The 23,701-nt window shown below is 54.1% G+C and carries 25 protein-coding genes; 13 read left to right on the top strand and 12 right to left on the bottom strand.

Features of this window, described 5'->3' with window-relative positions; genetic code table 11:
• Positions 1-120: 120 nt before the first annotated feature.
• Genes HOV93_RS09345 through HOV93_RS09360 form a run of 4 tightly spaced genes read right to left on the bottom strand, consistent with a single transcriptional unit; the run spans position 121 to position 3,167 of the window.
• Positions 121-834 carry a DUF1559 family PulG-like putative transporter gene (locus HOV93_RS09345; RefSeq protein WP_207396219.1) on the bottom strand — a complete coding sequence of 238 codons (714 nt, stop codon included), beginning with the start codon at positions 832-834 and terminating at the stop codon, positions 121-123.
• 33 nt (positions 835-867) lie between these two features.
• Complete coding sequence (locus tag HOV93_RS09350; protein WP_207396220.1) at positions 868-1,650, bottom strand: DUF1559 family PulG-like putative transporter; 783 nt, start codon at positions 1,648-1,650, stop codon at positions 868-870.
• Between the two features lie 2 nt (positions 1,651-1,652).
• The gene (locus HOV93_RS09355) at positions 1,653-2,345 is read right to left on the bottom strand and encodes a DUF1559 family PulG-like putative transporter (protein WP_207396221.1); all 693 of its coding nucleotides are present in this window, start codon (positions 2,343-2,345) and stop codon (positions 1,653-1,655) included.
• A 54-nt stretch (positions 2,346-2,399) separates the two neighbouring features.
• Positions 2,400-3,167, bottom strand: a complete 768-nt coding sequence (locus HOV93_RS09360; protein ID WP_207396222.1) for a DUF1559 family PulG-like putative transporter — start codon at positions 3,165-3,167, stop codon at positions 2,400-2,402.
• A gap of 649 nt (positions 3,168-3,816) precedes the next feature.
• Here HOV93_RS09360 and HOV93_RS09365 point away from each other — a divergent pair.
• Both HOV93_RS09365 and HOV93_RS09370 read left to right on the top strand, forming a co-directional pair.
• On the top strand, positions 3,817-4,431 hold the full coding sequence (locus tag HOV93_RS09365) for an RNA polymerase sigma factor (RefSeq protein ID WP_207396223.1): 615 nt from the start codon (positions 3,817-3,819) through the stop codon (positions 4,429-4,431).
• A complete protein-coding gene (locus tag HOV93_RS09370) occupies positions 4,428-5,120 on the top strand; it encodes a hypothetical protein (protein ID WP_207396224.1) in 693 nt (230 codons plus the stop codon). Before HOV93_RS09365 ends, HOV93_RS09370 begins: the two co-directional genes overlap by 4 nt.
• A gap of 42 nt (positions 5,121-5,162) precedes the next feature.
• On the opposite strand, the gene HOV93_RS09375 is transcribed toward HOV93_RS09370, so the two are convergent.
• The 3 genes from HOV93_RS09375 to HOV93_RS09385 form a co-directional block, all read right to left on the bottom strand.
• Entirely contained in the window at positions 5,163-5,381 is a 219-nt protein-coding gene (locus HOV93_RS09375; RefSeq protein ID WP_207396225.1) for a hypothetical protein, read from the bottom strand.
• 272 nt (positions 5,382-5,653) lie between these two features.
• Positions 5,654-6,661: a hypothetical protein gene (locus tag HOV93_RS09380; RefSeq protein ID WP_207396226.1), complete on the bottom strand. Its 1,008-nt coding sequence runs from the start codon at positions 6,659-6,661 to the stop codon at positions 5,654-5,656.
• A complete protein-coding gene (locus HOV93_RS09385; RefSeq protein WP_235990032.1) occupies positions 6,645-7,304 on the bottom strand; it encodes an RNA polymerase sigma factor in 660 nt (219 codons plus the stop codon). The genes HOV93_RS09380 and HOV93_RS09385 overlap by 17 nt, the downstream gene beginning before the upstream one ends.
• Before the next feature lie 238 nt (positions 7,305-7,542).
• Between HOV93_RS09385 and HOV93_RS09390 the strand changes: the two genes are divergently transcribed.
• The 10 genes from HOV93_RS09390 to HOV93_RS09435 all read left to right on the top strand — a co-directional run bounded on the left by HOV93_RS09390 (position 7,543) and on the right by HOV93_RS09435 (position 16,104).
• Positions 7,543-9,321, top strand: coding sequence for a permease (locus HOV93_RS09390; RefSeq protein ID WP_207396227.1), 1,779 nt, complete (start codon positions 7,543-7,545; stop codon positions 9,319-9,321).
• Between the two features lie 4 nt (positions 9,322-9,325).
• The gene (locus HOV93_RS09395; RefSeq protein WP_207396228.1) at positions 9,326-10,009 is read left to right on the top strand and encodes a class I SAM-dependent methyltransferase; all 684 of its coding nucleotides are present in this window, start codon (positions 9,326-9,328) and stop codon (positions 10,007-10,009) included.
• Between the two features lie 187 nt (positions 10,010-10,196).
• The gene (locus HOV93_RS09400) at positions 10,197-11,402 is read left to right on the top strand and encodes a GNAT family N-acetyltransferase (protein WP_207396229.1); all 1,206 of its coding nucleotides are present in this window, start codon (positions 10,197-10,199) and stop codon (positions 11,400-11,402) included.
• Positions 11,403-11,459: 57 nt separating this feature from the next.
• The gene (locus HOV93_RS09405; protein ID WP_207396230.1) at positions 11,460-11,759 is read left to right on the top strand and encodes a hypothetical protein; all 300 of its coding nucleotides are present in this window, start codon (positions 11,460-11,462) and stop codon (positions 11,757-11,759) included.
• A 71-nt stretch (positions 11,760-11,830) separates the two neighbouring features.
• A complete protein-coding gene (locus HOV93_RS09410; RefSeq protein WP_207396231.1) occupies positions 11,831-12,595 on the top strand; it encodes a VIT1/CCC1 transporter family protein in 765 nt (254 codons plus the stop codon).
• Positions 12,596-12,915: 320 nt separating this feature from the next.
• Positions 12,916-13,350, top strand: a complete 435-nt coding sequence (locus HOV93_RS09415; protein WP_207396232.1) for a universal stress protein — start codon at positions 12,916-12,918, stop codon at positions 13,348-13,350.
• 54 nt (positions 13,351-13,404) lie between these two features.
• A complete protein-coding gene (locus HOV93_RS09420) occupies positions 13,405-13,851 on the top strand; it encodes a hemerythrin domain-containing protein (protein ID WP_207396233.1) in 447 nt (148 codons plus the stop codon).
• A gap of 88 nt (positions 13,852-13,939) precedes the next feature.
• The gene (locus HOV93_RS09425; RefSeq protein WP_207396234.1) at positions 13,940-14,377 is read left to right on the top strand and encodes a universal stress protein; all 438 of its coding nucleotides are present in this window, start codon (positions 13,940-13,942) and stop codon (positions 14,375-14,377) included.
• A 333-nt stretch (positions 14,378-14,710) separates the two neighbouring features.
• Positions 14,711-15,367, top strand: coding sequence for a hypothetical protein (locus HOV93_RS09430; protein WP_207396235.1), 657 nt, complete (start codon positions 14,711-14,713; stop codon positions 15,365-15,367).
• A gap of 128 nt (positions 15,368-15,495) precedes the next feature.
• Positions 15,496-16,104 carry a hypothetical protein gene (locus HOV93_RS09435; RefSeq protein WP_207396236.1) on the top strand — a complete coding sequence of 203 codons (609 nt, stop codon included), beginning with the start codon at positions 15,496-15,498 and terminating at the stop codon, positions 16,102-16,104.
• 78 nt (positions 16,105-16,182) lie between these two features.
• On the opposite strand, the gene HOV93_RS09440 is transcribed toward HOV93_RS09435, so the two are convergent.
• The 5 genes from HOV93_RS09440 to HOV93_RS09460 form a co-directional block, all read right to left on the bottom strand.
• Complete coding sequence (locus tag HOV93_RS09440; RefSeq protein WP_207396237.1) at positions 16,183-16,395, bottom strand: hypothetical protein; 213 nt, start codon at positions 16,393-16,395, stop codon at positions 16,183-16,185.
• Positions 16,396-16,541: 146 nt separating this feature from the next.
• Entirely contained in the window at positions 16,542-18,299 is a 1,758-nt protein-coding gene (gene ptsP, locus HOV93_RS09445; protein WP_235990034.1) for a phosphoenolpyruvate--protein phosphotransferase, read from the bottom strand.
• Between the two features lie 347 nt (positions 18,300-18,646).
• Positions 18,647-19,525 carry a succinate--CoA ligase subunit alpha gene (gene sucD / locus HOV93_RS09450; RefSeq protein WP_207396238.1) on the bottom strand — a complete coding sequence of 293 codons (879 nt, stop codon included), beginning with the start codon at positions 19,523-19,525 and terminating at the stop codon, positions 18,647-18,649.
• Positions 19,526-19,621: 96 nt separating this feature from the next.
• The gene (sucC, locus tag HOV93_RS09455; RefSeq protein ID WP_207396239.1) at positions 19,622-20,806 is read right to left on the bottom strand and encodes an ADP-forming succinate--CoA ligase subunit beta; all 1,185 of its coding nucleotides are present in this window, start codon (positions 20,804-20,806) and stop codon (positions 19,622-19,624) included.
• Positions 20,807-21,090: 284 nt separating this feature from the next.
• Positions 21,091-22,479 carry a sigma-54-dependent transcriptional regulator gene (locus HOV93_RS09460; RefSeq protein WP_207396285.1) on the bottom strand — a complete coding sequence of 463 codons (1,389 nt, stop codon included), beginning with the start codon at positions 22,477-22,479 and terminating at the stop codon, positions 21,091-21,093.
• A gap of 487 nt (positions 22,480-22,966) precedes the next feature.
• Between HOV93_RS09460 and HOV93_RS09465 the strand changes: the two genes are divergently transcribed.
• On the top strand, positions 22,967-23,599 hold the full coding sequence (locus HOV93_RS09465; protein WP_207396240.1) for a response regulator: 633 nt from the start codon (positions 22,967-22,969) through the stop codon (positions 23,597-23,599).
• Positions 23,600-23,701: the final 102 nt, after the last annotated feature.

A 23,701-nucleotide genomic window follows, 5' to 3' on the forward strand; every position in this document is an offset into this window, starting at 1 on the left:
TCCAGCCCAAGATGAGAAACACAGGTGACTCGGCTATTCTCATTGCTTTGGCTGAGATGTTGAAGAGGGCTCCGGCAATTGTTCCTTCAATTGAGTATGAATCGAATGCCGCGAGACGTGCTAACTACCATCAATTGACATCATCCCTTGTACTTGCTGCTTGCTTCCTTCCGGGAAGAAATGGACCGATCCGTCGGCCATCGCGGCTTGAATTCCGCCGAAGTATTGATCGTCGAAATTCTTCGATGTCAGTGCCTGGGGCGAGATATCGACAGGTTTGTTCCACGGAACCGGGGTGGTCGTGTCTTCGACTACCATAATGACATTCGAAGTCCCGACAACGATCTCTGAAAACGGTTTCGACTGATCGGTTCCCAATACGGTCTTAGGCCCCGATATAGCGACGTAAGTTGTTCGCTCCTCCAGGTCATTGGCCCCCAAGGCCGGGCTGACATAGGCCCCCGGCATGGTCCCACAGGCCTGCATATTGGCCGGGCTATCCCATGGCTGCGAGAAGTCGTACTGATCGTAAATATAATGGGATTCCGTAAACGGCAGAATCAATACCCGCCACGAGTGCATCGGCTTACCATCTTCATCCGGAATATAAGCCGGCGGGAACGTACCGTACGTATCGTGATAGTTGTGCAGAGCGAGGGCTATTTGCTTCAGGTTATTTCTGGACTGCATCCGCTGAGCCGCCATGCGAGCCTGACTGACTGCCGGCAACAGAATCGCTACCGCGAGGCCTGTGCACATAAGCCCCATCACCACCACAATAACCAGCACGACAATGATGATCACTTTGGCATTGCCACGACGAAACGAATGCATGATGGAATTCCTGAGAGAGAAAAGATGCGGGAGTTAGCGTTTGCCCGGATCCTCGGCGGCGGCGACTTCCTCGCAGAGAAGCTCGTTCCGGAATTGCGATTGATTCTTAGCATCAAGCACACGCACCGAACCGTCACCCAACAACACCGGGCATTTCGAATCGCCATTCTGGTCGATTGGGGGCTGAGCAATCAACTCAAAAGGGCTAATATCTTCCGGTTTCGTCCATATCACAGGCCTACCGACATGCTCGACGACAAGGGACGCTTCGCCCAGCAAGCACGGGACCTCATCCAGGATGCCACCCTTGTGAGCGAGCATTAGCGTCCGCTGTTCAGCGGGATCGACAACCGCCAAATACGTGGTCACACCTAGCTGCGCGGACGGACCAAGAAATGGGCTTTCCAGCGGATACGGAACCTGCTCAGCCAAGGGCCCGTTTGTCTTGCTATCCCACGGCTGCGAAAGATCGAACTGGTCGTAAAGGTTCTTTTGCTCGATAAACGGCAAGATGAGTACCCGCCATGAATAGAGCGGCTGACCGTCGGCATCGGTCACCACAGCTGGAGGCAGGCAGTCGTACGTATCATGATATGATTGAAGCGCGTAGCCGATATTATTCATCTGGTTCATCGACTGATCGATCCGCGAATTAATGCGAGGCTGTGAGGTGATTGGTGGAAGCAACAGGCCTAGTAGGACCGCGATGATAAAAATAATCACCAATACTTCGGTAACCGTCAGCTTCCACCATTGCTTGGACTCCGGCTCTTTAACAAAGGCCTGAGGACTATCGAACGGACTGGGCTCGGTCATGGCTATTGCTCTCCCACTCGCTCATCTTCGCAGTAGATCAGCCCGACCAACTCGCTACGGTTCTGCTCGCCAATGAATCGGACTCTGCCGTCCCCATTGAGAATCAGAATTCCGTGCATTTCGTTTTCACCAATCGGAGTCAGGGCCAGCAGGTCCAGCGGGGCAATGTCTTCCGGCTTGGTCCATTCGACCAGGCGGCTTGGATCGCCGATGGCCATAACGCTATTGCTCAGACCATCTGAGACATCCTTAAAAGGCCGTCCCTCTGTGGGACGAAGCACAGTTCTCTGCTCGTGCGTATCGACAACCGCGCGATAAGGCGTCTTTCCTTCTTCTTCGGTAGAACCCGAGGAAAAGGGACTCGCATAGACGGTCGGCATCTTATCGAGCAACGCTCGGTTGTGATCACTCCACCAAGGCTTTTCCAAATCGAACTGCTCGTATAACTCTTTCTCTTCCAGGAAGGGGAGCAGGAGCACACGCCAGGAGTAAAGAGGCTCGCCTTCCGCATTCACCACGTAGGCAGGAGGAAGCATGTCGTAGGTGTCGTGGTAATTGTGAAGGGCTAATCCAATGCTTTTGAGACGATTCTGGGTAGCGTACCGCCGTGCTACGGTGCGAGACCTGGAAAAGTTTGGCAAAACCAACATGACAATCAAAAACAATAAGATGGCAACGACACAAAGGGCTGCCATCAGCTTTCCATGACGCGGTAATTTACTTCGCGATAATCGCACGATCGGCATGTTCTAATTCTCCGGCACACGGCTATCATCCGCGTAAAGCAGCGGTAGAACCTCTTCTTCGGTTGGGTCTTTGAATTCACGAACGGATCCGTCCGCAAACCCGATCAAGAAGAACTTACTTGACCACTGGCCATGGTCGAGTGTCTGTAGATACTCGCTAGGTGTGATCTCTTCCGGCTTTGTCCAAATCACCGGGTCGGTAAGATCTTCCACGACGATGGCTGTACTACTTAAGCCGTCCTTGAACTTAGCGAACGTTAACTCCTCGCCTTGCTTCGGCCAGGCCGTGTTCCACTGTGGGTCATCGCTGACGATCGCCTTGTAAGGAGTTTTGCCTTGCTTAGCTGTAGCACGATCATAACGCGAAGCCAATATGTGAGGCATCTGCTTCACCAACGGAAGATTTTCGGGACTGTCCCAGGGCTTGGTGAGGTCGAACTTCTCGAACAGTTTCTGCTCGTCCAATTGCGGCAATAAGAGAACCCGCCAGGAGAGAAGCGGGCGGCCATCCTCATCGACAATCGCCACCGGCGGAACGCGATTGTGTGGATCAGCGTTTGCTTTCAACTGATAGACCAAGCCGATGTGCTTTAAATCGCTAATCACTTCGAAACGGTGTGTTGCTTCTGGATGCTGGCCCATGCCTAGTAAAAACAAGCCAACACAGATCACGGCTATTGCCAGGATGCCTACGGCCACCCAGAGGATATTCCGTTCCTCACTAGAGTTTGGCTGAGGAATTTGCCCAGAGCGATGTGTCGATTCCATCATGCAAACAAGCCGCCCAATAGAAGAGCAGGGTGGGGGAGATAAGTCTCCCTCGATTGTCCCGGGCTTCTGCGATGCTTGCAATCAATTGGAAGACCTCTTGCCTCCTGGCGAGATGAGCGGTTTGCATCGGTAGTCCGGCCGCACAATCGCCACACCCGGCCCGACCTGACCGACTGCGATAAGAAATCTAATTAGCAAAGCAGTATCAATCACCCTCAGCGGCACAGCATTCGATAACTCTAACACCTGGGCAAGGTGGGGATCTTCTCAGGTGGTTAAGGTTTGCGAACATCGTAAGTGAACATGACGCACGTTTTCGTACGATAGTTCAGTTGAGAGTCCGTCTTTCTTACCAAAGTGGATGGTACGGCAAGAATCCAGGGAACGCTTCTCCTCTGGACCAGGGTTAAGTTCTGATGACCCTTTCTTGTACGACCAATAGCTTTTGGTAAGAAAGACGGACTTTCAGCGTTTCTTGGAAGCCGGTTTGAGGAACAGCGACGACTCGCCGCGAATGACGAAGTTACGGCTCCGTGATCAAAACTCCTTTGAAATAAGGGGTTACGGAAAACATATCCCTTTGCTTCGGGTCGCGCTATAATGGTGGGAGTGCTTTCACTTCCGCTGATTCCTTCCTACCCTCCGCTTCATGGCTGCTTCTGACGTCCCAGAATTAACCGATGGCGAGATCCTCTCGGCCGTATTGGCAGGAGATGCGGATCGGTATGCCGTCATCGTGAAGCGTTATCGCCGGGCCTTACTGAACCTGGCTTACAGCTACCTGGGAGACTCTCAGTCGGCCGAGGATGCTGTTCAGGAAGCGTTTCTTAATAGCTTTAAGTGGCTGCACACGTACGACTCGCGGTATAGCTTCCGCACCTGGCTATGGCGAATTCTGTTGAATGTGTGCCACCGAATTCGCGAGAAGGGGAAGAAGCTACCGGTCACCTCCACCAAGCTTCAGGCTGGCCAAACCGAGGATTGTCCCTCGCCGTTAGAGAAGGAAGTCCCGTGTCAGGCCCTCGTTGGCCTGATCGACCGAGAACGCCGCAGCCAGGTGCTGGGGCTGCTCGATAAGCTGACGCCCATTCAAGCTGAAGCGATTCGCCTGCGATTCTTTGGCGAAATGAAATTTCAGGAAGTTGCCGATGCCCAGGGAATCGGCCTGCCAGCAGCTAAGGCTCGCGTCCGCAACGGATTGTTACAACTAGCGAAATTGATCCAGAACACTTGCCAAGAGCTTTCCGAGGAACACGTTCGATGATTCAATCGCACCATCTTCCCACCTGCGACGACGTGTTCGATGTGCTTACCCGGGGTCCGTTTCCTACCGGCCAGCACGAGACCGACATGCCGATTCAACGGCACCTGACTGTTTGCCATAGCTGCCGAGACCTGGCAGAAGCACTGCGTCCAGCAACCGATTTGCTAGGCAATGGCCAAGCCGCTGCCGCTGAAGAAGATTTCGCGCTGCCGGTCTTCTTGGCCGACGATAGCACTTCCAGCCAGCGTTGCATCACCGATCAGCCTGAGCGATCGACTACCGATATCGTGGCCGCCGTGCGGGCGCCGCTAATTGCTTTGGCGATGTGCCTGATGATTGTGTTGGCGGTTCAGGGAAACTGGTCGCACGGTTCGAGCGGCTCTGGTAATTCCCATTCAGCAACCGATAGCTACGCTACCACTGGCCCTAGTGGCGGTGCGAATCTGGCCGACCTTGTCGCGGGTCCTACCACGTGTTCGCTCATTTCGGTTGACGCCGCAAGCGAGAACCAAGGGACCGATGCCGAGCTTCTTTCCAACCTTGCCGAGCAAAAGTTCACGTCAGCGCATTGCTGCAGCCAGTGCCATCATGCCGAATCAGAGAAGGGGAAACCGTCTAAGGCGGTCCCGCTCAAGGGGCCACATATGCTGGCCTTAGTAAACCGCTGCAAGCACTGCCACGCAAAGTAATGTGCTTGGCAACTTTATCTATTTCAGAGAACGATCTAGCGACTAGGTGCCGCTAGGCCGATAAGCAGGGGCAGGCACTCGTTTCAAGCGACGCTGCATCCAAGAGATTGCCAGACCGCCGAATATGCCTAACAGGGCACCCGCCGACAAACCGCCTGCTTGCCAAAGAAGGTTGCTGCCCATCAATACGGCGAGCCCTGATCCGATGGCCAAGCCAACGCCAGCGCCGATATAAAAACCGAGCTGAATAGTCTGTTTCACCGAATTTCGCGGTGATGTGGCAATAGAGGATGAGCCAGTGTCGATCACGAGCGACGTTCTGCCTGATTTCTTGAGTCTGTTCCGGGGAGAATCTCTAATATCGTGATGGAAAGATACCAATTCCACAATAGGGGAGCAAACGGTATTTTAGGGAGCGTTATCGAATCTTAACGCTCAAAGCCTTCTGCGGGAGTTAAAGGCCACAAAGATCAACCCCCTCGCAGGGGCCGGTTTGCTTGCAAAATATTGGCCAACCCCAGAAGGTTCTCTTTCTAGAACGGATGAGCGATGCCATTAGCGATCACGGCATCGTCTTCGTCGACACCGGCAGCAACCTGGCCTTTGTCGTTGAGGAAGTAATGCTTCATCGAGCTTGGCAGATCTTCCAAACTGATGAATTCGACGTGACCATCATCGAACAGGATGTTGAAGCGTCCGTCCTCGTGGCCCTGTGGGGCGATTTGCCCATCTTGAACGATCACGGTATCCGAAGCGACCGGGTAGCTGGAGCGACCTTTCATCAGAGGAGCTTGCAACTCTCCATCGCGAAGGTTCCCAAGATTGTAGTTATAAACCGTTGCCAAGCCCTGCTGCAGTCTTTCGACGTCTGACTCAGGTGCATTCAACAACTGCTCGACGGTTGGCAATTGCTGTGGCTGGGAGAGATTCTGCAACGATTCGGCACAGCGCACCACTTCTGGGTGTTTCAAGTAGCCGTCATTGAGAAGTCGAGGAGCAAAAGCCCCAGCGACCGATAGTGGTCCGGCCGAGGCCACGGCAGGGTAGCGTTTTTCTGCGTTGCCGGTAGCAAACTCTTGCAGAGCAAACCCGACCTGGCGGAGATTGTTTTCACATTGAAGCCGCGTTGCGAGCATACGCGAGCTGGCCAACGCAGGGAAAAAGATTGCCACAGCGGCAACGCATGCTCCGATGGCTACCATCATATCCATCATGGTGAAGCTTGGATTACCACCGGCGATCGCTTCAAAAGGCTGCTTCTCCCGGAGAGTCGGCGCATTTTCGTGTTCGGGAATCGATGGATCGAGAATCTCGGCAAAAAGGCCAGGACTCTCCAAAAGCGCACATGTTCGTGTGGCAAGTCCGACCGGTGGGGCAGCCTCGTCGAGGCCATCGGACATCAGGTTCAGGTGGGTTCGAAGATGTTCAATTTCGTCTGCAGCGCGAGGGTCTTCAGCAATTTGCTGTTCAACCGAGGCGTGCTCGTTTTCATCGAGGGCTCCCATCAGGTAGCCCAACCAGTGCTCACGCGTCATCGTCATCTGGGGTATAAACTTCGTTCCATGCTTCGGTTAACTTCTGCACTGCAGTGTGCAGACGGCTCTTCACCGTACCGACCGGAATTTCCAAGATGTCCGCAGCTTCGCGGTACTTCAAACCTTGGTAGTAGACCAGCACTACGGCGGTCTTTAACGATTCCGGCAGTTGCTGAACGGCATCGCGCATTACACGTTGACGTTCAAAATCGTCCATCTGTGCCATCGGACCTGGCTCGGCACTTACCAACAAATCGACCAGCGAACCGGTCTCTTGTTGTTCGGTACTCGTACCAGCGCGGTCTAAGCTAACCATCTTGTGGCGCTTTGTCTTGCGCTGAGCATCAATTGCCTGATTGGTGGCAATCGTATACAGCCAGGGGCGAAAACGACGTCCTTCCTCGAAGGTATCGCACTTCAGGTGCACTTGCAGGAAGGCAGCCTGAAACACATCCTCCGCCATTTCGGGGTCACCCAAGTACCGCCGCAGATAGTTAAACAGTTCACGTTCATAACGTTGAACCAACTTCTGGAAGTACTCTCGATTCCCCGAATCTCGGTACGCCAACAGCAAATCCTCATCGGATTTGGGTTGAACGAGCGATGGTTCGGAATAACTCGACGTCATTTCAAGTGTGGCAGTTGTCATTTCTACGAAGATTCCCAGCAATGGTTCGAAATCCGTTTCCTGATGGGAGCAATCTTCATACAAACCTTTGAAAAGGCTTGTCGAAGATGCCGTCCGACCATCGCCGTGATCCGTATTCTAGCACGCTTGCACCAGGGAAAGTGGTTTACGTGTGGAGATGGTCGAGAATTGACAGCCCCATGACAGGCTCATAAACTCGATCTACCCCTAAAGCAACGCCCGTGCCGAAAGAGAAAAAATGGACGATAGAAAATACAAATGGGCCGTTGCTGGCGACGTTAACGCCTTCTTTGGCTTGATGTTAGACAACATCGCCGATCTTTTGCTGACGATCGGCTTGCTAGCGGCTGTCTTTAACTTTCCTACAACATTCGCCATTGGACACATGGTGCCAGGTACGGCGATTGGGGTGTTGGTAGGCGACCTGATCTTCTTCTGGATGGCCTTGAATCTGGCGAAAAGGAGCGGCCGTAACGACGTAACTGCCATGCCTTTAGGGCTCGACACGCCGAGCACCTTCGGAATGGTGTTTTTCGTTTTGGGACCGTCGTTTGCCCTGGGAGTCCAGGAATTACAACTGACAGCAGAAGAGGCTGCTATCCGTACGTGGCATATTGGCATTTGGTCCATTGTCTTGTCCGGAATTTTCAAATCCTTTTTCGCGTTCAGCTCAAGTTGGATACGCAAGGTGATTCCTCGTGCAGGTCTACTCGGATCGCTCGCGGCAATTGCCCTGGTGCTCATTAGCTTTCTGCCATTTATCGAAGCGCTGCACTTTCCGATTGTTGGCATGACCGCTCTGTCGATCGTATTGGTCACGCTCGTGGCACACATTCGCCTGCCATGGAAAATCCCCGGCGCGCTTGCGGCGCTCGTCGTTTCCGGTGCCGTCTATTACCTCATGCATGGGTTGGGCCTCTTAGGAGTTACGCCGGAGCCGATGGACTTCCAACCTGCCGACGCGTTGCTTCCGATGGACTGGTTAGCCGTATTCCGCTTCGAATGGCTGACGGTCGCGAAGTTTAATGAAGCAGCTCAGTACTTACCGATTGTCATCCCGTTTGCCTTGGCGACGGTGATTGGCGGAATCGATTGCGTGGAGAGCGCTGCCGCAGCGGGAGACGAATACGACACCAATCGCATCATCGGCGCCGAAGCCATCGCGACCCTGGTCGCTGGTCTCTGCGGGGGCGTGATCCAAACGACACCTTATATCGGTCATCCGGCCTACAAAGCGATGGGAGGTCGGGCCGCATATACTTTGGCAACGGCTCTCTTCGTGGGTGGGGCAGGGGTGCTTGGCTATTTCGGGTTTCTGTACTGGGCGATTCCCAAGCCCACGGTCTTTCCGATCCTCGTTTTTATCGGGCTCGAGATCACCTCGCAAAGCTTTCAAGCAACACCCAAGCGGCACTACCCTGCCGTTTCGATCGCTTGCATCCCGGCCTTGGCTGCATTGGTGCTAATCTTTGCGGGTGATTTGCAGGGAACCTATACGGGGCTTTCCTATCAAATGCAGGGTGAAGTCGCCGCGATGGTCGACGCAGGGCAAATCGATGCCGAAGCTGCGCAAAAGCTAAATGACCTAACGCTTCAGTTGCGTGAATACAGTCAGGGAAACATCCAAACACCACCGGACGAACAGGGGCATACTCACCCAGCTGGGATCGCCGTGAAGATGCAAACCCTACAAATGCTGGCCGGCGGTTTTATTCTGACGAGTATGCTATGGGCCACGATCCTGGCCTACATCATTGATCGTCGCCTGTACACGGCGGCGACTTTCGCGTTGGCTTGTGCTGCGTTTAGCCTGTTCGGCATGATTCACTCGCCTTTTCCAAGTGGTAAGCTGGTGCTAGGTTGGCATGTGCCAGACCTACCCAGTGCGGCCGCTGGACAAGGTCCGATCTACATGATGTGGGCCTACGTCTGCATGGCGGTCGTTTTGTCCGTGTGTGGCCTATGGCAACATGCATCCCCTCCGCGCGAATACCCCCAGCACGAAACAGAAAGCTAGTTCAATGCTCGAACGCATTCTTGAACCTGAAGTAATGGACACGCCGCAGGAAGCCATGCTCTATGACGACATGGACCATAACGCGGTCAACGAGGCGTTCGTCAATGATCTCATTTCATTTCTCGGAATCCATCCCGATATTGAAGCCGAGATGATCGACATTCTCGATGTCGGTACCGGCACTGCCCGCATTCCAATAATCCTGGCCGACCGCATCCCGCAGTGTCGCATCATGGGCGGCGACGCATCGATCGCCATGCTGGACGTAGCAAAGATCAACATCGATATTGCCGGCCTGCTAGATCGTGTTCAATTGGTTCGATTCGACGCGAAGCAGTGCGACTACGAAGACGGCTTCTTTACCGGCGTGATGTCCAATACCATCATCCATCACATCCCTGAACCGCTTGCCGTGCTGCAGGAAAGCGTGCGTCTAGCGGCCCCAGGCGGCTGGCTCTTCTTCCGTGATCTTGTACGGCCCGAGACGGACGAGCAGCTCCAACAACTCGTCGCAACCTATTGCGGCAACGAGCCGGAGCCCGCACAAAAACTATTTGGCGATTCGCTTCATGCGGCTCTTTCGCTATCAGATATCCGCGAGATGGTGGCTTCGCTAGGATTCGGCTCGGAAACCGTCCAGCTTACCTCGGATCGACACTGGACGTGGGCAGCCCAAAAGCCGGAATAATCTGCATATTCGGCAACTTATTCCCTAAGTCGTCAAAGCTTCTATCAATTCCATCACGAGAATTGTCCGTTCTCTTCCAACAGCAACTACGATCTAACTCGTAGTGCGTGGTATTGCGGTTTAACGTGGTGATTTTCCAGCGGGAAGATCGCGAGAATCGCAATGCGTACCTTACTCTGGAAGAACCATGGCAACCGATTGCCCCTCGAGCGACCCCATTGCCTTTCCAGGTTCGCTCTCTCACGAAGCTCAACCACTCAGAGTCGAAGTCGTCACCGAGGTCGATTCTGGGTCGTCACTTTTCGTGGAGTGGGAACGCCTGGCCGGACAACGTCTGTTTCTAGCCCCACGCTGGCTGCTCACTTGGTGGAAGCACTATCGCCGGCCTGGCAGTGATCTGCAGATTGTCACCGTGCGAGAAAATGCTGGTTGGCTGATTGGTCTGGCTCCGTGGTATCGCCGTCGAACCTGGTGGGGTGGTGACGAGATTCATCTGCTCGGCTCCGGAGAAGTCTGTAGCGATTACCTTTCCGTGCTGGCCAAGCCCAGCGAAGAAAACCAAGTCATCCACACGTTAGCCGATTTTATTCCGCAACAATTTGCCGGAATCGATCGCTTTTTCTTCGAAGGTCTCGACGCGTCAGACGTGGTCATGCATCACCTAGCCAGTGCGATGCAAAACCGGCAATACGAAGTGAAGAGACTGCCGCTTCTAGATAGCTACCGACTCGCGCTTCCGGCGACATGGGAAGAGTGGGTTTCGCAGCTCTCTCGATCGCGCCGCCATCGGGTTCGCCAACTATGGCGTAATCAGTTCGACACCGGCAAAGCCACCATTCATATCTCAGACGAAACGACCCTGGAACAAGGGTTCTCGATCCTCGTCGATCTCCATCAAAAACGCCGCAACCAGATGGGGCAGCCTGGCTGTTTCGCATCGAAGCGATTTCATGGTTTCCTCAAGGAGGCCGCGCACGAACACCTCGATTCGGGTCAGCTACGCCTACAATGGATTGAACTCGAAGGGCGACCGGTCGCTGTCGAATTAGATCTGGAAGAAGGAGATACCTGCCTGCACTATTGCAGCGGTATCGCGATCGATTGCGAGTATGCCCGTCCAGGCTGGCTCGGCATCACTGCCGCGATCCGTCATGCCATCGATTCCGGAAAGACGACCTTTGATTTTCTTCGAGGGGATGAAGATTACAAAAGCCACTGGCGCGGACAACCGGTTCCGATGGTAAATCTGGAATTCGTCCCCCCAAAAATCAGTGCCAGACTCCGTTCGCAAGTTCGTGAAGTGGTACGCATGGCCAAGCAGCAGGCCAAACGCATTCTGCGGAGGTCGTCAAAACCGTTACAAACCGAAGGCCATTCATCGGACGAAGGCTAAACACTCGATGAGAAGGTTAAGCTCGACAGCTAGCACTTTCGAATCGAGACATTTGCCATGAGACAAAAGGCCTGGGCCATTCACTTCGTTTACGCCGGCATCTTCCTATTGCTGGCCGGTGGCCAAATGTACGCCGTTGAGTCGTTTCAACTGACGCCTTCTGCAACGAAGTTCCTGGCCCATAATGTCGGCCCTGGTCCAGAGACACCCCGAGGTGCTCTTAATCACCTTATGGTCAACAGCGGAGCGGATGTTCGGGAAACGATCAGCCCACCAAGCTGGATTGCTTGGGCAGCACTTAGTGCCGGCACCGTAATGGCCGTGCATGGAGGACTGCTGATTGCTCGAAAGAAGTAAACGAGCACCGATCTTCTTCGTATACTTGAGGCTCTCATTGGAATGTGACCTCGGCTAGGGAATGACTTACGATGAAGCTTTCGCCGGAAGAACTTGCCCAGCAGCATACCGACGAAGCCATTGCGGCACGTATCGCTGGGCCATCGGTCGAGGAATTCGCCGGCGACTTTGTCCTAGGGGGCGTCGACGGAACGATCACCACGTTCGCGATTGTGGCAGGGGTAGCCGGTGCCAGTTACGGCGTCACAGTAGCCATCGTTCTAGGATTCGCTAACCTGCTGGCCGATGGTTTCAGCATGGCCGTCAGCAATTACCTGAAGGCCCGTAGCGATCAGATGCAATTGAAGAAGTATCGTCAGATCGAGAATATCCACATCAAGGAAGTTCCAGATCGCGAACGGGAAGAGATTCGGCAGATCTTTGCCGCCAAAGGTTTCGAAGGCGACCTCTTAGAACAAGTCGTACAAACGATCTGCGAGGACCGTCAGCGCTGGGTCGACACGATGCTGGTCGAAGAATGGGGCCTTCGCTTGCAACCTCCATCCCCCTGGAAATCTGGTCTGGTGACCTTTGCTGGGTTTGTGCTTTGCGGCTCGATCCCACTGGCTCCGTTGCCGCTGATTCATTTCGGACTGGATGCCGCGACAATCTTTCTTTCCAGCGCTATTCTTACTGTCATCGCGTTCGCGCTGATTGGTGTCTTCCGTGCTCGCGTCCTACAAGCGGGTCCATTGGCTTCTGTCATCGAGACGGTCGCCACCGGTGGGGTCGCCGCAGCGATTGCTTACGGGGTCGGAATTTTACTAGATCAACTGGCCGGCTCCCCTGCAATGTAGCGACAGACCAGTGACTTAAAAGTGTCGCAATTATCGAGAACCGCAGCAGGATCTGTTTGCCAAGTACTCGCCCAGTCGCGAAAATAGAACATCGATAGAAATGCTTCGCAAACGAGCGGCGGCCTGCCCCCATGCCTCTATCGCGTCGACGTCCATAGCCGCTGACATCGTTCCGCTGCATCTACATTTCCGACGAATTTCTGCCTGATTAACCCCGTTTCTTGCAAACAAGAACCTTGTGAAATTCGTAACAAACAATAGAGAGCAAGGGGTTCGACCGTTACCCGAAATCACTTGCCCCATGGAGAAGGAGTCGAGCCATGAACTTCAAACGTATTCTCTTTCCGACCGATTTTTCTCACTGTGGTGATGCTGCGTTGCACTTGGCGACGGCATTAGCACGCGATAGCGGTGGCACGATTGTTGTCGCCCATGTCGAAGAGCCGCCCACCGTCTACGGTACCGGCGAAATGTACTACGGCATGTTAGACCCGTCTCCCGACGATCTGAAGAAGATGCTGCACGAGATCAAACCCAGCGATCCGGAAGTTCCCGTCGAGTACCGACTCGTTACCGGCGACCCTTCCTCGGCTGTCGTGCGACTGGCAGAGGAAGAAAACATCGACCTGATTGTTTTAGGCACCCATGGCCGCACCGGCCTGTTGCATATGCTGATTGGTAGTACCGCCGAGTCGATCGTGCGGCACGCCAAGTGTCCTGTCTTGACGTTTAAACAACCGTCCGAGACAAGTTAACCCCCATTATGTTCGATGCCTTACTTTAAGCCCCGAAAGGGAAGGAGGTGTGCGATGTCCAGTGATAGCTACCTAACCGGAGGGAATCAGCCCTTCTACCTGCACTTTACGTTCGAGCACGAAGGGCTCGATTGTGCTACCCACGATCTTCAACGAAGTCTTCGAGATTCCCAGAAGCCTATCTCGAAAGCGGAACTTTCAAAGCGTCTGACGCAGTTTCGTGACCTGATGGCGAAACATTTTCACGAAGAGGAAGAAGGTTGTTTCGACGAGATCTGTGCTCAGCATCCGCACATGTGTCCGGCAACGCGGCAGATGGAACTTTCTCATCGGCTGCTGCTAACACAATTGGATAAGCTTTCCCGTGATCTTGAATCTCACTCGCTTACCGACGAGTGGAAAGATCAGTTTGATGCGTTTGCTGCAGACCTTAACAAGCACAAGAAGGAAGAACTCGCCTTTGTTCGTCGAGGACTACAGCTTGCGGAAGAAGATGCTTGACTGTTACGTGACCGTGCAGTTCGCTACCATGAGTTGAACGCTAAGACGAAAAGCAACTTTTGTGCACAACGAGTAAGGGAAACTGCCCGTGACTTGGATTTCAAAAGCTCCGATCGTAGTACCATTCGACTTCTCTGCCGATTCCAAGGATGCGGTCGACATGGCAGTTTCCCTGCTGGACTCAAGCGATGGCGTTCACTTGATTCACGTACTCGGAGAGCTTTCACCGGCCGACCCGGGCGAAGTATGGGATACCGTGGACGAAAACACTCGGACTCATCACGCTACCCAGGCAATCCGTAAAGCATTTTCCGAAGAGAAGTACAAAGATTTAAAAATCGTCATCGCATTCGGCGACCCAGGCGAAAAGATTTGCCATTACGCCGAGCAAGTCGAAGCCAACTCGATCTTGATTCCATCTCACGGACGCTCGTCGATCATGCGCGTCTTGGTTGGTAGTGTCGCTGATCGAGTGGTTCGATTGGCCCACTGCCCCGTGATCGTCTTAAAGAAGCCTCGCAAGTAATGCCTGAGATGGGGGAACCGAGGCGAGCGGTCGCCTCCTGAGACCTCCTTCTTAGCTCACCGGCGATTGGACACCGTGCAGAGGGTCCGTGCTGAGACAGCTTGTTGTCATATTGACAGCATATCGGCGACTGGCACACATTTCTTACCCAGGCCAACTTTCTTTCCTTGGCCTTAAATCCCTAACTGTCCATTACTTACGACTTCTCCTGGGATTTCTTTTCCGGTTTTGGCATCCGCGCTGCCTTTAGTACTAGCGTTGCCATCAAGTCATCGATGGCAGCGGGACAACTCACAACGAGCTTTTAGATTCAAGCAAATCGGGGAAACGAATATGTTGACGAAGACTTTCATCTGGACCGGGATTTTGGGCGCAGCACTCCTTTCGATGGCATCGACGGCCGACGCCGGTTACTTCGATCATCGACATCGCCTGGTCAACGACATCGAACGGCTGCATCACGCAACCGAAGACTTTTATCGAGAGATTCGCATCCATGAAGGCTTCACCGGCCTGACGTTTGAAGCCAAGGCCTTGCTACGTGAAGTCGATCACTTCTGTGATACGGCTCGCCGGGGCGGAAGCCTTTCGCACTTGCGTCACGACTTTGAAGAAGTCTCGCGAGAGATGCGTCATGTTCAATCAGAATTCCGTCGGGCTTGGCATGGCTGCCATCGACCAGACCGTCACGTGCTGAGCAGCTGGGCAGATGTTGAACGAGCGTTCGACCGCGTTTACTACGACTTGTACGAACGACACTGCGGATACATCCAGTACAGCTGCAAGATCAGCAGCGGGCACCATCATGGTCACCACAAGGACCACTACCAAGATCACCAATACCGCCCAGGCCACGGTCATCACCAACCGCGACCACGACCTTTCCCACAGCCAAGCGTTCAGATTGGCTCGAAGAACGGCAAAGTCAACGTCAAGCTAGGCCATGGAGCCCCCGGCTGGGCCCACATTCTCAAGGCTGCGATCAAATAGCTGAGGGTGTACTCGGCGGAAAAGCGTGCGATAGCCTGTCGCACGCTTTTCTTTTTTCTTGGCTGACACGATGTTCTGTTCTTACAATACAACGAGAGAAACCCCCTGACCTGATCGAGGTTTTCGCCATGCGAACTTTCGTAACACCATTGATAATCGCGTTATTAGCCAGCGTTACGGCCACCGACATTTTTGCCCAAAGCATCTTTATTCGCCGGGGAAACATGTCGGTCGACGCGCTCGCACTCGAGCACAAGGTTAAGAAACTGGCATCGTACGATACGCAGATGAAAACGCTCAATGCGGCCCTGAAAGACCTAGCCGACCAGTCGCAGAAATTCACGCGACTAGCTCAGCGGCAGGGAAGCTACTATGCCCTTCAGCGAGCGTTTGATCCCGTTATTCAACGCTATAAAGTTGTGGAATACACCATCGATAACGCATCCGATTGGCAGCAGGGCAATCCCCGCATGCAGGACTGGCGGAACCTGCAAGATGCATTCGATCAAACCTACTACGACCTATACGGCTACGATCTCTTAGATCCTTACTTTGGTCGCCATCCCGATTTTGCAGCGGTGCCGGTACAGCCGCAAATCCCTTATCAGGTACTCCATCCTGAGCAACCAACCTGGCGAGCGCCAACGCTGGAAGCAGTCCCGCTCACGTCACCGCCAGTCTACGTACCGCCCACGCCGAGCAGCATTCGCGGACTTGGCAGTCCTCAGCAGTTTTGAGGACAAGAAATAGAAAGATGGCTTCGTCTACTTGAGACGCAGCCATCTAAATTGCTTTATCTAGGTCGCTCGGTTCTACTAGCGACCGTGACGGAAGCGATGGATTCGGCGAACATTGTTGCCGTAAAAGTGACCGAAGCGATTGGGTCGTTGCGTGATTTCCATCGAGCGGATGTGGGATCGGTATTCGGCCCGGTTCATGCCTTGTACGTTGGATGCTGCGAAGCCGAACCAAATCGTAGCGACGAGTGCCATGCTGCAGAGAATGTTTTTTTGTGCGGTAGGAACCATTTTAAAACCTTTCGAACTATCAATCATGCCCAGGGACGCGAAAGTCTAGCCTGAGATTCGCCTAAAGCCAATCTATTCTGTGCATTTTCACAGAATTCGCCAGGCCTCCCACGCTGCACAATCGATACTCAAGCCGTTTTGATGGCTTATTCCGTGTCCAAACGGGCCAGTTCGGGCGAAATCGCTTCCAATTCCATTCGCAAGAAACGCTTTACTTGGTTGGTCGTTTTCATTTCGGTCACTTTTTGAACCACTCGTTCGGCGTGATCGATCGTGGTCAGAATGGCCAATTCTTTGATCGTCGGGATAAACGCAGGGCTCATACTGAAGCTTCGCAGCCCCATCCCCAAAAGCAGTAGAAATGCCCGCGGTTGCCCTGCCATTTCTCCACAAAGAGTCACTGGCGTATTGGCAAGGTTACAAGCCTCGATGACATTCTTCAGCGTGATCACCACGGCAGGCGAAAGAGGCTGACATAGCCCACTCACCTTCGGATTGTCGCGATCGGCAGCGGTCAGATACTGCACGAGGTCATTCGACCCGATCGAAACAAAGTCGACCAATTCAAGCAGGTGATGAATACACACGGCCGCGGCCGGCACTTCAAGCATCATCCCGACTTTGACCTTCCCCCGCGGCACGCCTCGTTCGTCGAGCGATTTTTCGGCCTTACGAACCAGGTGATTCGCTTTGCGCATTTCCTCGACGTTCGTGATCATCGGGAAGAGCATGTTGACTTCCCCCGGGCCCCCCTCAGTCAATTCGGCGGCACAACGCATGATCGCGCGGAGCTGCGAAAGAAAGAACTCGGGGTGCTCGAACGAGAGACGAATGCTCCGCCAGCCCATGAAAGGGTTCGCTTCGTTGTGATTGTGCCCCAAGTAAGCAACCGTCTTGTCACCCCCGATATCGAGCGTCCGAATCGTTACGTACTTGTGCGGCGACTTCTGCAATATCTCTTTATAAACTTCGTACTGTTCGTCTTCGTCCGGGACGTTCTCGTGTGTCAGGTATAGGTACTCGGTGCGATAGAGCCCTACACCAGCGGCTCCCATCGCCTCGGCTGCTTCTACGTCTTTGACGTTGTTAATATTCGCCAGCAACTTGAGGGGCGTACCATCACGCGTGACAGCCGGGTGATGCCGATTGGCGGCCAGCTGATCTTTTAGATGAAAGAACTCGCGCTCCAGCTTGCGATACGCGGCAAGTTCTTCCGGCTCAGGATTGATTGAAACAATGCCTTCGCTGCCGTTCACGACGACCGTATCGCCGGTCTTGATCTTGCGCAAGATGCCTGAGACACCGCTCACCGCCGGTATGCCGCGGCTGCGCGCAATCAGGGCCGCATGGCTCGTTTGACTGCCGGCCTGGGTCACAATGCCGCGCACGTCCGCCTCGCCTAGAGCGACGGCCTGGGATGGGAGCAGTTCATCGGCAACGACAATCAGAGGACCACTCAGCCCAGATTCTTCTGCGTCGTTCAGAACATCGGAAAGATACGCACTCAATCGAACGACCACGTCACGAATGTCATTCAGACGCTCTTGCAGGTATGCGTCCCCCGTTTTCGAGAACAATACCGTGTACTCTTCCATCAGCCGATGCAAAGCAGCGGAAGCGGTCAGGTGTTCTTCGACAACCCAGTGCCGCACTTTACTAGTGAAAGCCGGGTCACGCAGGATCGTTTGATGAACGGCAAAGATCGCTGCTTCGCTCTTGCCGATCTGCTTTTCGACCTTCGACTGAAGCGCTACCAAATCAACGGCCGTACGTTCGCGGGCCTGTTCGTACCGCGCAAGCTCCTTCTGAACTTCGTGCTTTTCCAATCGCTTGCGATCGGGATTCACGAAGATCTCTAATATGCAGTACGCCACCCCAATCGAAATCCCTGGGGAGACTGCCAATCCTTTTTCCATTCCCGACACGATGGTCTCTCTATGTAAGTCTGTGGGAAGGTCCGCCTAATGGGGTATTATAGCAACCTGACGGTCCATGTGCGGTAGGGCCGCAATTAAACCCCAGGTAATGGAGCGTAATCCGCTGCTGAACCCGTAGATGGTTTTGATGTCCAGTTACTTCTACGCGGTCGAAGAGGAAAAAGATCCCTGACAATCTGTCACACGCGGGTGGGGGATATCTACAGCAGTACAAGACTACGACTTGCGCAAAACAGCGTCGATTAAGCGATGCTTGCATAAAAAAAGACCACTGTCACCAGTGGTCTTTACTCTAAAACTCGCAAAGCAAGCTCTTACTTGTGGTTCTCAATCGCACGCTTGAGGGCCGTACCCATGTCGGCGGGGCTTTCTGCGATTTCAACACCAGCCGATCGTAGGGCAGCGAACTTTTCGTCAGCCGTTCCCTTACCGCCACTGATGATCGCCCCCGCGTGACCCATTCGCTTGCCAGGAGGGGCCGTACGTCCGGCGATGAACGCGGCGACAGGCTTGGTGACGTGCTCCTTGATGTAGGCAGCGGCTTCTTCCTCAGCCGTACCACCGATTTCGCCCATCATCATGATTGCTTCAGTCTCGCCGTCGTTCTGGTACATTTCCAGAAGGTCGATGAACGAAGTCCCCACGATCGGGTCGCCACCCAGGCCGACGCAGGTCGATTGGCCCAGGCCCAGATTGGTCAGCTGCCAGACGGCTTCGTAGGTGAGCGTACCGCTGCGGCTCATCACGCCGACGGGGCCCTTCTTGTGAATGTAGCCCGGCATGATGCCGATCTTGCATTCTTCCGGAGTGATCACGCCAGGGCAGTTGGGACCGACGAGAACCGACTTGCTCTTGCGAACCGTTTCATAAACGGGAACCATGTCCAAGACTGGCACCCCTTCGGTGATTGCACAAATCACGTCGATACCGGCGTCGACCGCTTCCAAAATAGCATCGGCGGTGAACGGAGGCGGCACGAAGATCATCGTGGCGCTGGCACCTGTTTCTTTGACGGCTTCTTCCACGGTGTCCCAGACCGGCAGGCCTTCGACCGTTTGGCCCCCTTTGCCCGGCGTGACACCGCCGACCATCTTGGTGCCGTATTCCTTGCAGCCTTTGGTATGGAACTCGCCGACCTTGCCGGTGATGCCCTGACAAATGACCTTGGTGTCTTTATTGACGAGGATGCTCATGATTTGTCTTCAGTTTTTAGTGTTCAGTTTTCAGCAAGATTCGAGGACACAGCGTCAGTTTTCTTTCGACTGAAAACTGAACACTTCATACTTGAGCTAGGCAACTGTCGCGACGACTTTCTTCGCGGCATCGGTCAGCCCATCGGCGATGATGATATCAATGCCAGATTCAGCCAACATCTTGCGGCCTTCTTCGACTTCGGTTCCTTCCAAACGAACCACGAGCGGAACGTTGAAGTCGAGCTTCTTGTAGGCTTCCAGCAACGCACCGGCGATTGTCGTGCAACGCATGATGCCGCCGAAGATATTCACCAGAACGGCCTTCACGTTGTTGTCGTCCAGCAGAATGCTGAATGCTTCGGTGACCTGATCGACATTGGCTCCGCCCCCCACATCCAGGAAGTTGGCCGGTTCGCCGCCGTGCAGCTTGATGATGTCCATCGTGCTCATTGCCAGGCCGGCACCGTTGACCAGGCAGCCGATGTTGCCGTCGAGCTTCACATAGCTGAGCCCCGTGTTGCCGGCACGCACTTCAGCAGGTTCTTCTTCGGAAAGGTCACGCAGCTCGGCGATGTCCTTGTGACGGAACATGGCGTTCTCGTCGAAGGTCATCTTGCAGTCCAAAGCGATCATGCCGCCGTCGCCGGTGATGACCAGAGGGTTGATTTCAGCCAACGCACAGTCCGTATCGACATAGACTTTGCAAAGTCCTTTGATGAATTTCTCGGCACTGCGAACCGCTGCCCCTTCGATGCCCAGCTTCTTGCACATCTTGCGGATCTGATAGCTTTGAGGGCCCAGGGCCGGATCGAAGTGTTCTTTGAAGATCTTCTCAGGCGTTTCAGCCGCGACTTCTTCGATCTCGGTACCACCTTCGCTCGACATCATCAGAACCGGCAGCTTGGCAGCACGGTCGAGCACGATGCCCAGGTACAGTTCGCGAGCGATGTCGCAACCTTCTTCAACCAACACCTGATTGACTTGCTTGCCTTCGGGGCCGGTCTGAATGGTGACCAGCTCTTTACCCAGCAGGTTCTTAGCAACGGTGGCGGCTTCTTCGGCCGACTTCACCAACTGCACGCCATGCTGGTCGGCATTGTCCTTCACGGTTCCCTTACCGCGACCACCGGCGTGGATCTGGGCTTTCACCACAGCGATCTTACCGCCCAGTTCAGTGTAGGCGGCACTCGCCTCTTCGGCGGTCTTAGCAACAATGCTACGGGGTACAGCAACCCCAGCTTGGCGAAGGATTTCCTTCGCCTGGAACTCATGAATCTTCATCGACTTCTTCCAGGTGGAATTGGCAACGGTCGAGCAGGAAAAGCCGGATTATACGACTCTGGGAAAATAAGGGTCAACCGGAGGGGAGGCACTAAACCGTCGCACTAACCCCTGGAAAGGCCCAGATTAAGAGTTTGGGATTAGTCGAACTAATACGGAAATATGCGCCTATGGCTGCGATGCGTGCCAGACTGCACGAGATTTGATAATCGAACCCCGATAGCAAGCGAATCGGGCATTCGAAAGTTTTTCTCGGAAAGATTGTGTCTGCGGCGAGGCCTGAATTACATCCCTAGCCGCTGACCGGCCAGTTCTTCCAGACCAAGCTTCTTCATTTTCTTGTAAAGAGTCGTGCGGTTAATGCCTAACTGATCGGCCGTTTCGTTGCGATTCCAGCCGTTCGATTCCAACACTTCGCGGATGATCTGACGTTCGGGGCCTTCTAAGGCTTCCTTCAGCGACGTCCCCGTGCTTCGGCTTACCGAAACCGGCGCACCTGAGGCAATCGACGACGGCATGTCGTCTGGGGTGATCTCGTCGTTCTTGCTGAGCAGCACGGCTCGTTCGACCACGTTTTGCAGTTCTCGCACGTTGCCTGGCCATTTGTATCGCTGCAAAGCGGCAACCGCTTCGGCCGAAAACCCTTGCACGCGACGACCGGTATCCTGGCAAACTTCGGCCAGGAAGTGACCCGCCAGCCGTGGAATATCGGAAATACGTTCCCGCAGCGGGGGCAGTTCCAGGTTGATCACGTTCACTCGGTAGAACAGGTCCTGACGGAACTGGCCACGATCGACCAAGCTGGCCAGGTTTTCGTTGGTTGCCAAAACAACACGTGTGTCGATGGTTTCCGTTTCGGTTCCGCCGACCGGCTCGAACTGAAGTTCCTGCAGCACGCGAAGCAGTTTGACCTGCATGCTCTGCGGAGCGGTACCGATTTCGTCGAGGAAGATCGTTCCTTTGTCAGCCGCTTTGAATTTACCGAGCTTATTACCGGTAGCTCCGGTGAACGAGCCGGCAACGTGACCGAAAAGTTCACTCTCGAGCAGGTTCTCAGGCAACGCACCACAGGCAACTTCGATAAACGGTTGGTCGCGGCGGTTGCTACGGCGGTGAATGGCTCGGGCCAATAGAGACTTACCTGTTCCACTTTCGCCGGTGATCAAAACCGTGGCTCGCGTGTCGGCAACGCTGTCGACCATGTCGAAAATGCGCAACATGCGATGGTCGTGGCCAATAATATTTTCTAGCCCGAAACGCAGATCAAGCTGTTGCTTTAATTGTTGATTTTCCTGCATTACCTTTTGTTGCGAGAGAGCCCGTTGGATGGCCATATCCAACTCTTCGTCGATCAACGGCTTGGTGAGCAGGTCGAATGCCCCTGCACGCAGCGCCTCGATTCCGGTTTCCACGGTCCCGTAACCGGTAATCATGATCACGGTGGTGCCAGGATGATGCGTGTGGCAATGTCGCAACACATCAAAACCGTCTTCGTCTCCTAGGCGGACATCGGCCAAGATCAGGTCGTAAGGACGGTCATCGATCAAGGCAATGGCTTGGTTGAGGTTAGAGGCCTGATCGACTCCATAACCAATTTCGCGCAGCCAGCTTCCCATCGAATCCAAGACATGGCGGTCGTCGTCAATCAGCAGCAGTTGAGCTTGGTTCATGATGGGAATATCCAGGAAATGCGTTTTGATTTATCTCTCAATTTGGGGGGGAAGGTTTTGCAACGCAGCAAATGTCGCAGATTCACCACACCCACCATGTTATTTAGGTCACGCATTCCCCCTGGTCAAAACAATGTGGCATTTTGTAGACACCCCCCGAGGCCTCAACGGGCCCTCTGCGGAAAACCACATGCTTCGTATAGGCGGAACCTTCCCCCTTAGCTTGAGTAAAAAATCCGCGAATTACTACGTTTAGCGGGTGCGGGACATCGCAAAAAGGGGCGCAGCACGGACAACCACACTGGAAAAGCCGTCAGCGGGGGTTAATATGGGGCCAAGGCAGCGTCGATAAACGCAAGGTTATCGTGGGCATGCAGTTAGCGAGATTTCTGGTATTTTTCCAGAAAGTGATAGGCTCGCGACGGGTGGGGAATACTGCTCCGAGAAGCCACGCACAACAGCCACTCTTGTTTCAGTGTGAAAGGTTCTTATGTCAATTAATGTGTTGGTTGTCGACGACCATGAAGTTGTTCGCAGCGGCTTGGTGTGTCTCTTCCGAGGCACCGATATTGAAGTCGTTGGAGAAGCAGTCAATGGAAGTGACGCCATCGAAAAGGCACTCCAGCACAAGCCAGATGTCGTCCTGATGGACATCCGCATGCCAGAGATGGACGGCTTGGCTGCTCTGGAAAAGCTGCAAGCTGACTCTCCCGGCACGCCGGTTGTCATGCTCAGCACCTATGACAACCCGACCTACGTTGCACGTGGAGTTGCGTTGGGCGCAGTCGATTACGTTCTCAAAGGTTCGCCAAGAGAAATGATCGTCGAAGCGATCCACAATGCCGCAAGCGGTAGCAATCAGCCCGACGGTAGCATCATGGCTCGCATCAAAGGCACCATGGCGAAACGTCACGATGCCAAGAACAGCGAGTTCCCTTTGACCAATCGCGAAATGCAAGTCCTTCGTCACTTGGCCTTGGGTCTTAGCAATCGCGAGATCGGTCGCTCGCTGAGCATCAGTATCGAAACCGTCAAAGAACACGTACAGAACATCTTGCGTAAGGTCGACGTCACCGACCGCACCCAAGCCGCGGTTTGGGCCGTACGTCAGGGCCTCGTCTAACGACCCGTGCGCTTCGTTTATTCACGATCATACCCTGCTGCGATACCGGCAGGGTTTTTCTATGCGCTGCCGAGAATTTCTGGACGCTGGCCTCTGGGTCTA

It is taken from the genome of Bremerella alba (assembly GCF_013618625.1).
In the GTDB taxonomy this organism is placed as follows: Bacteria; Planctomycetota; Planctomycetia; order Pirellulales; family Pirellulaceae; genus Bremerella; species Bremerella alba.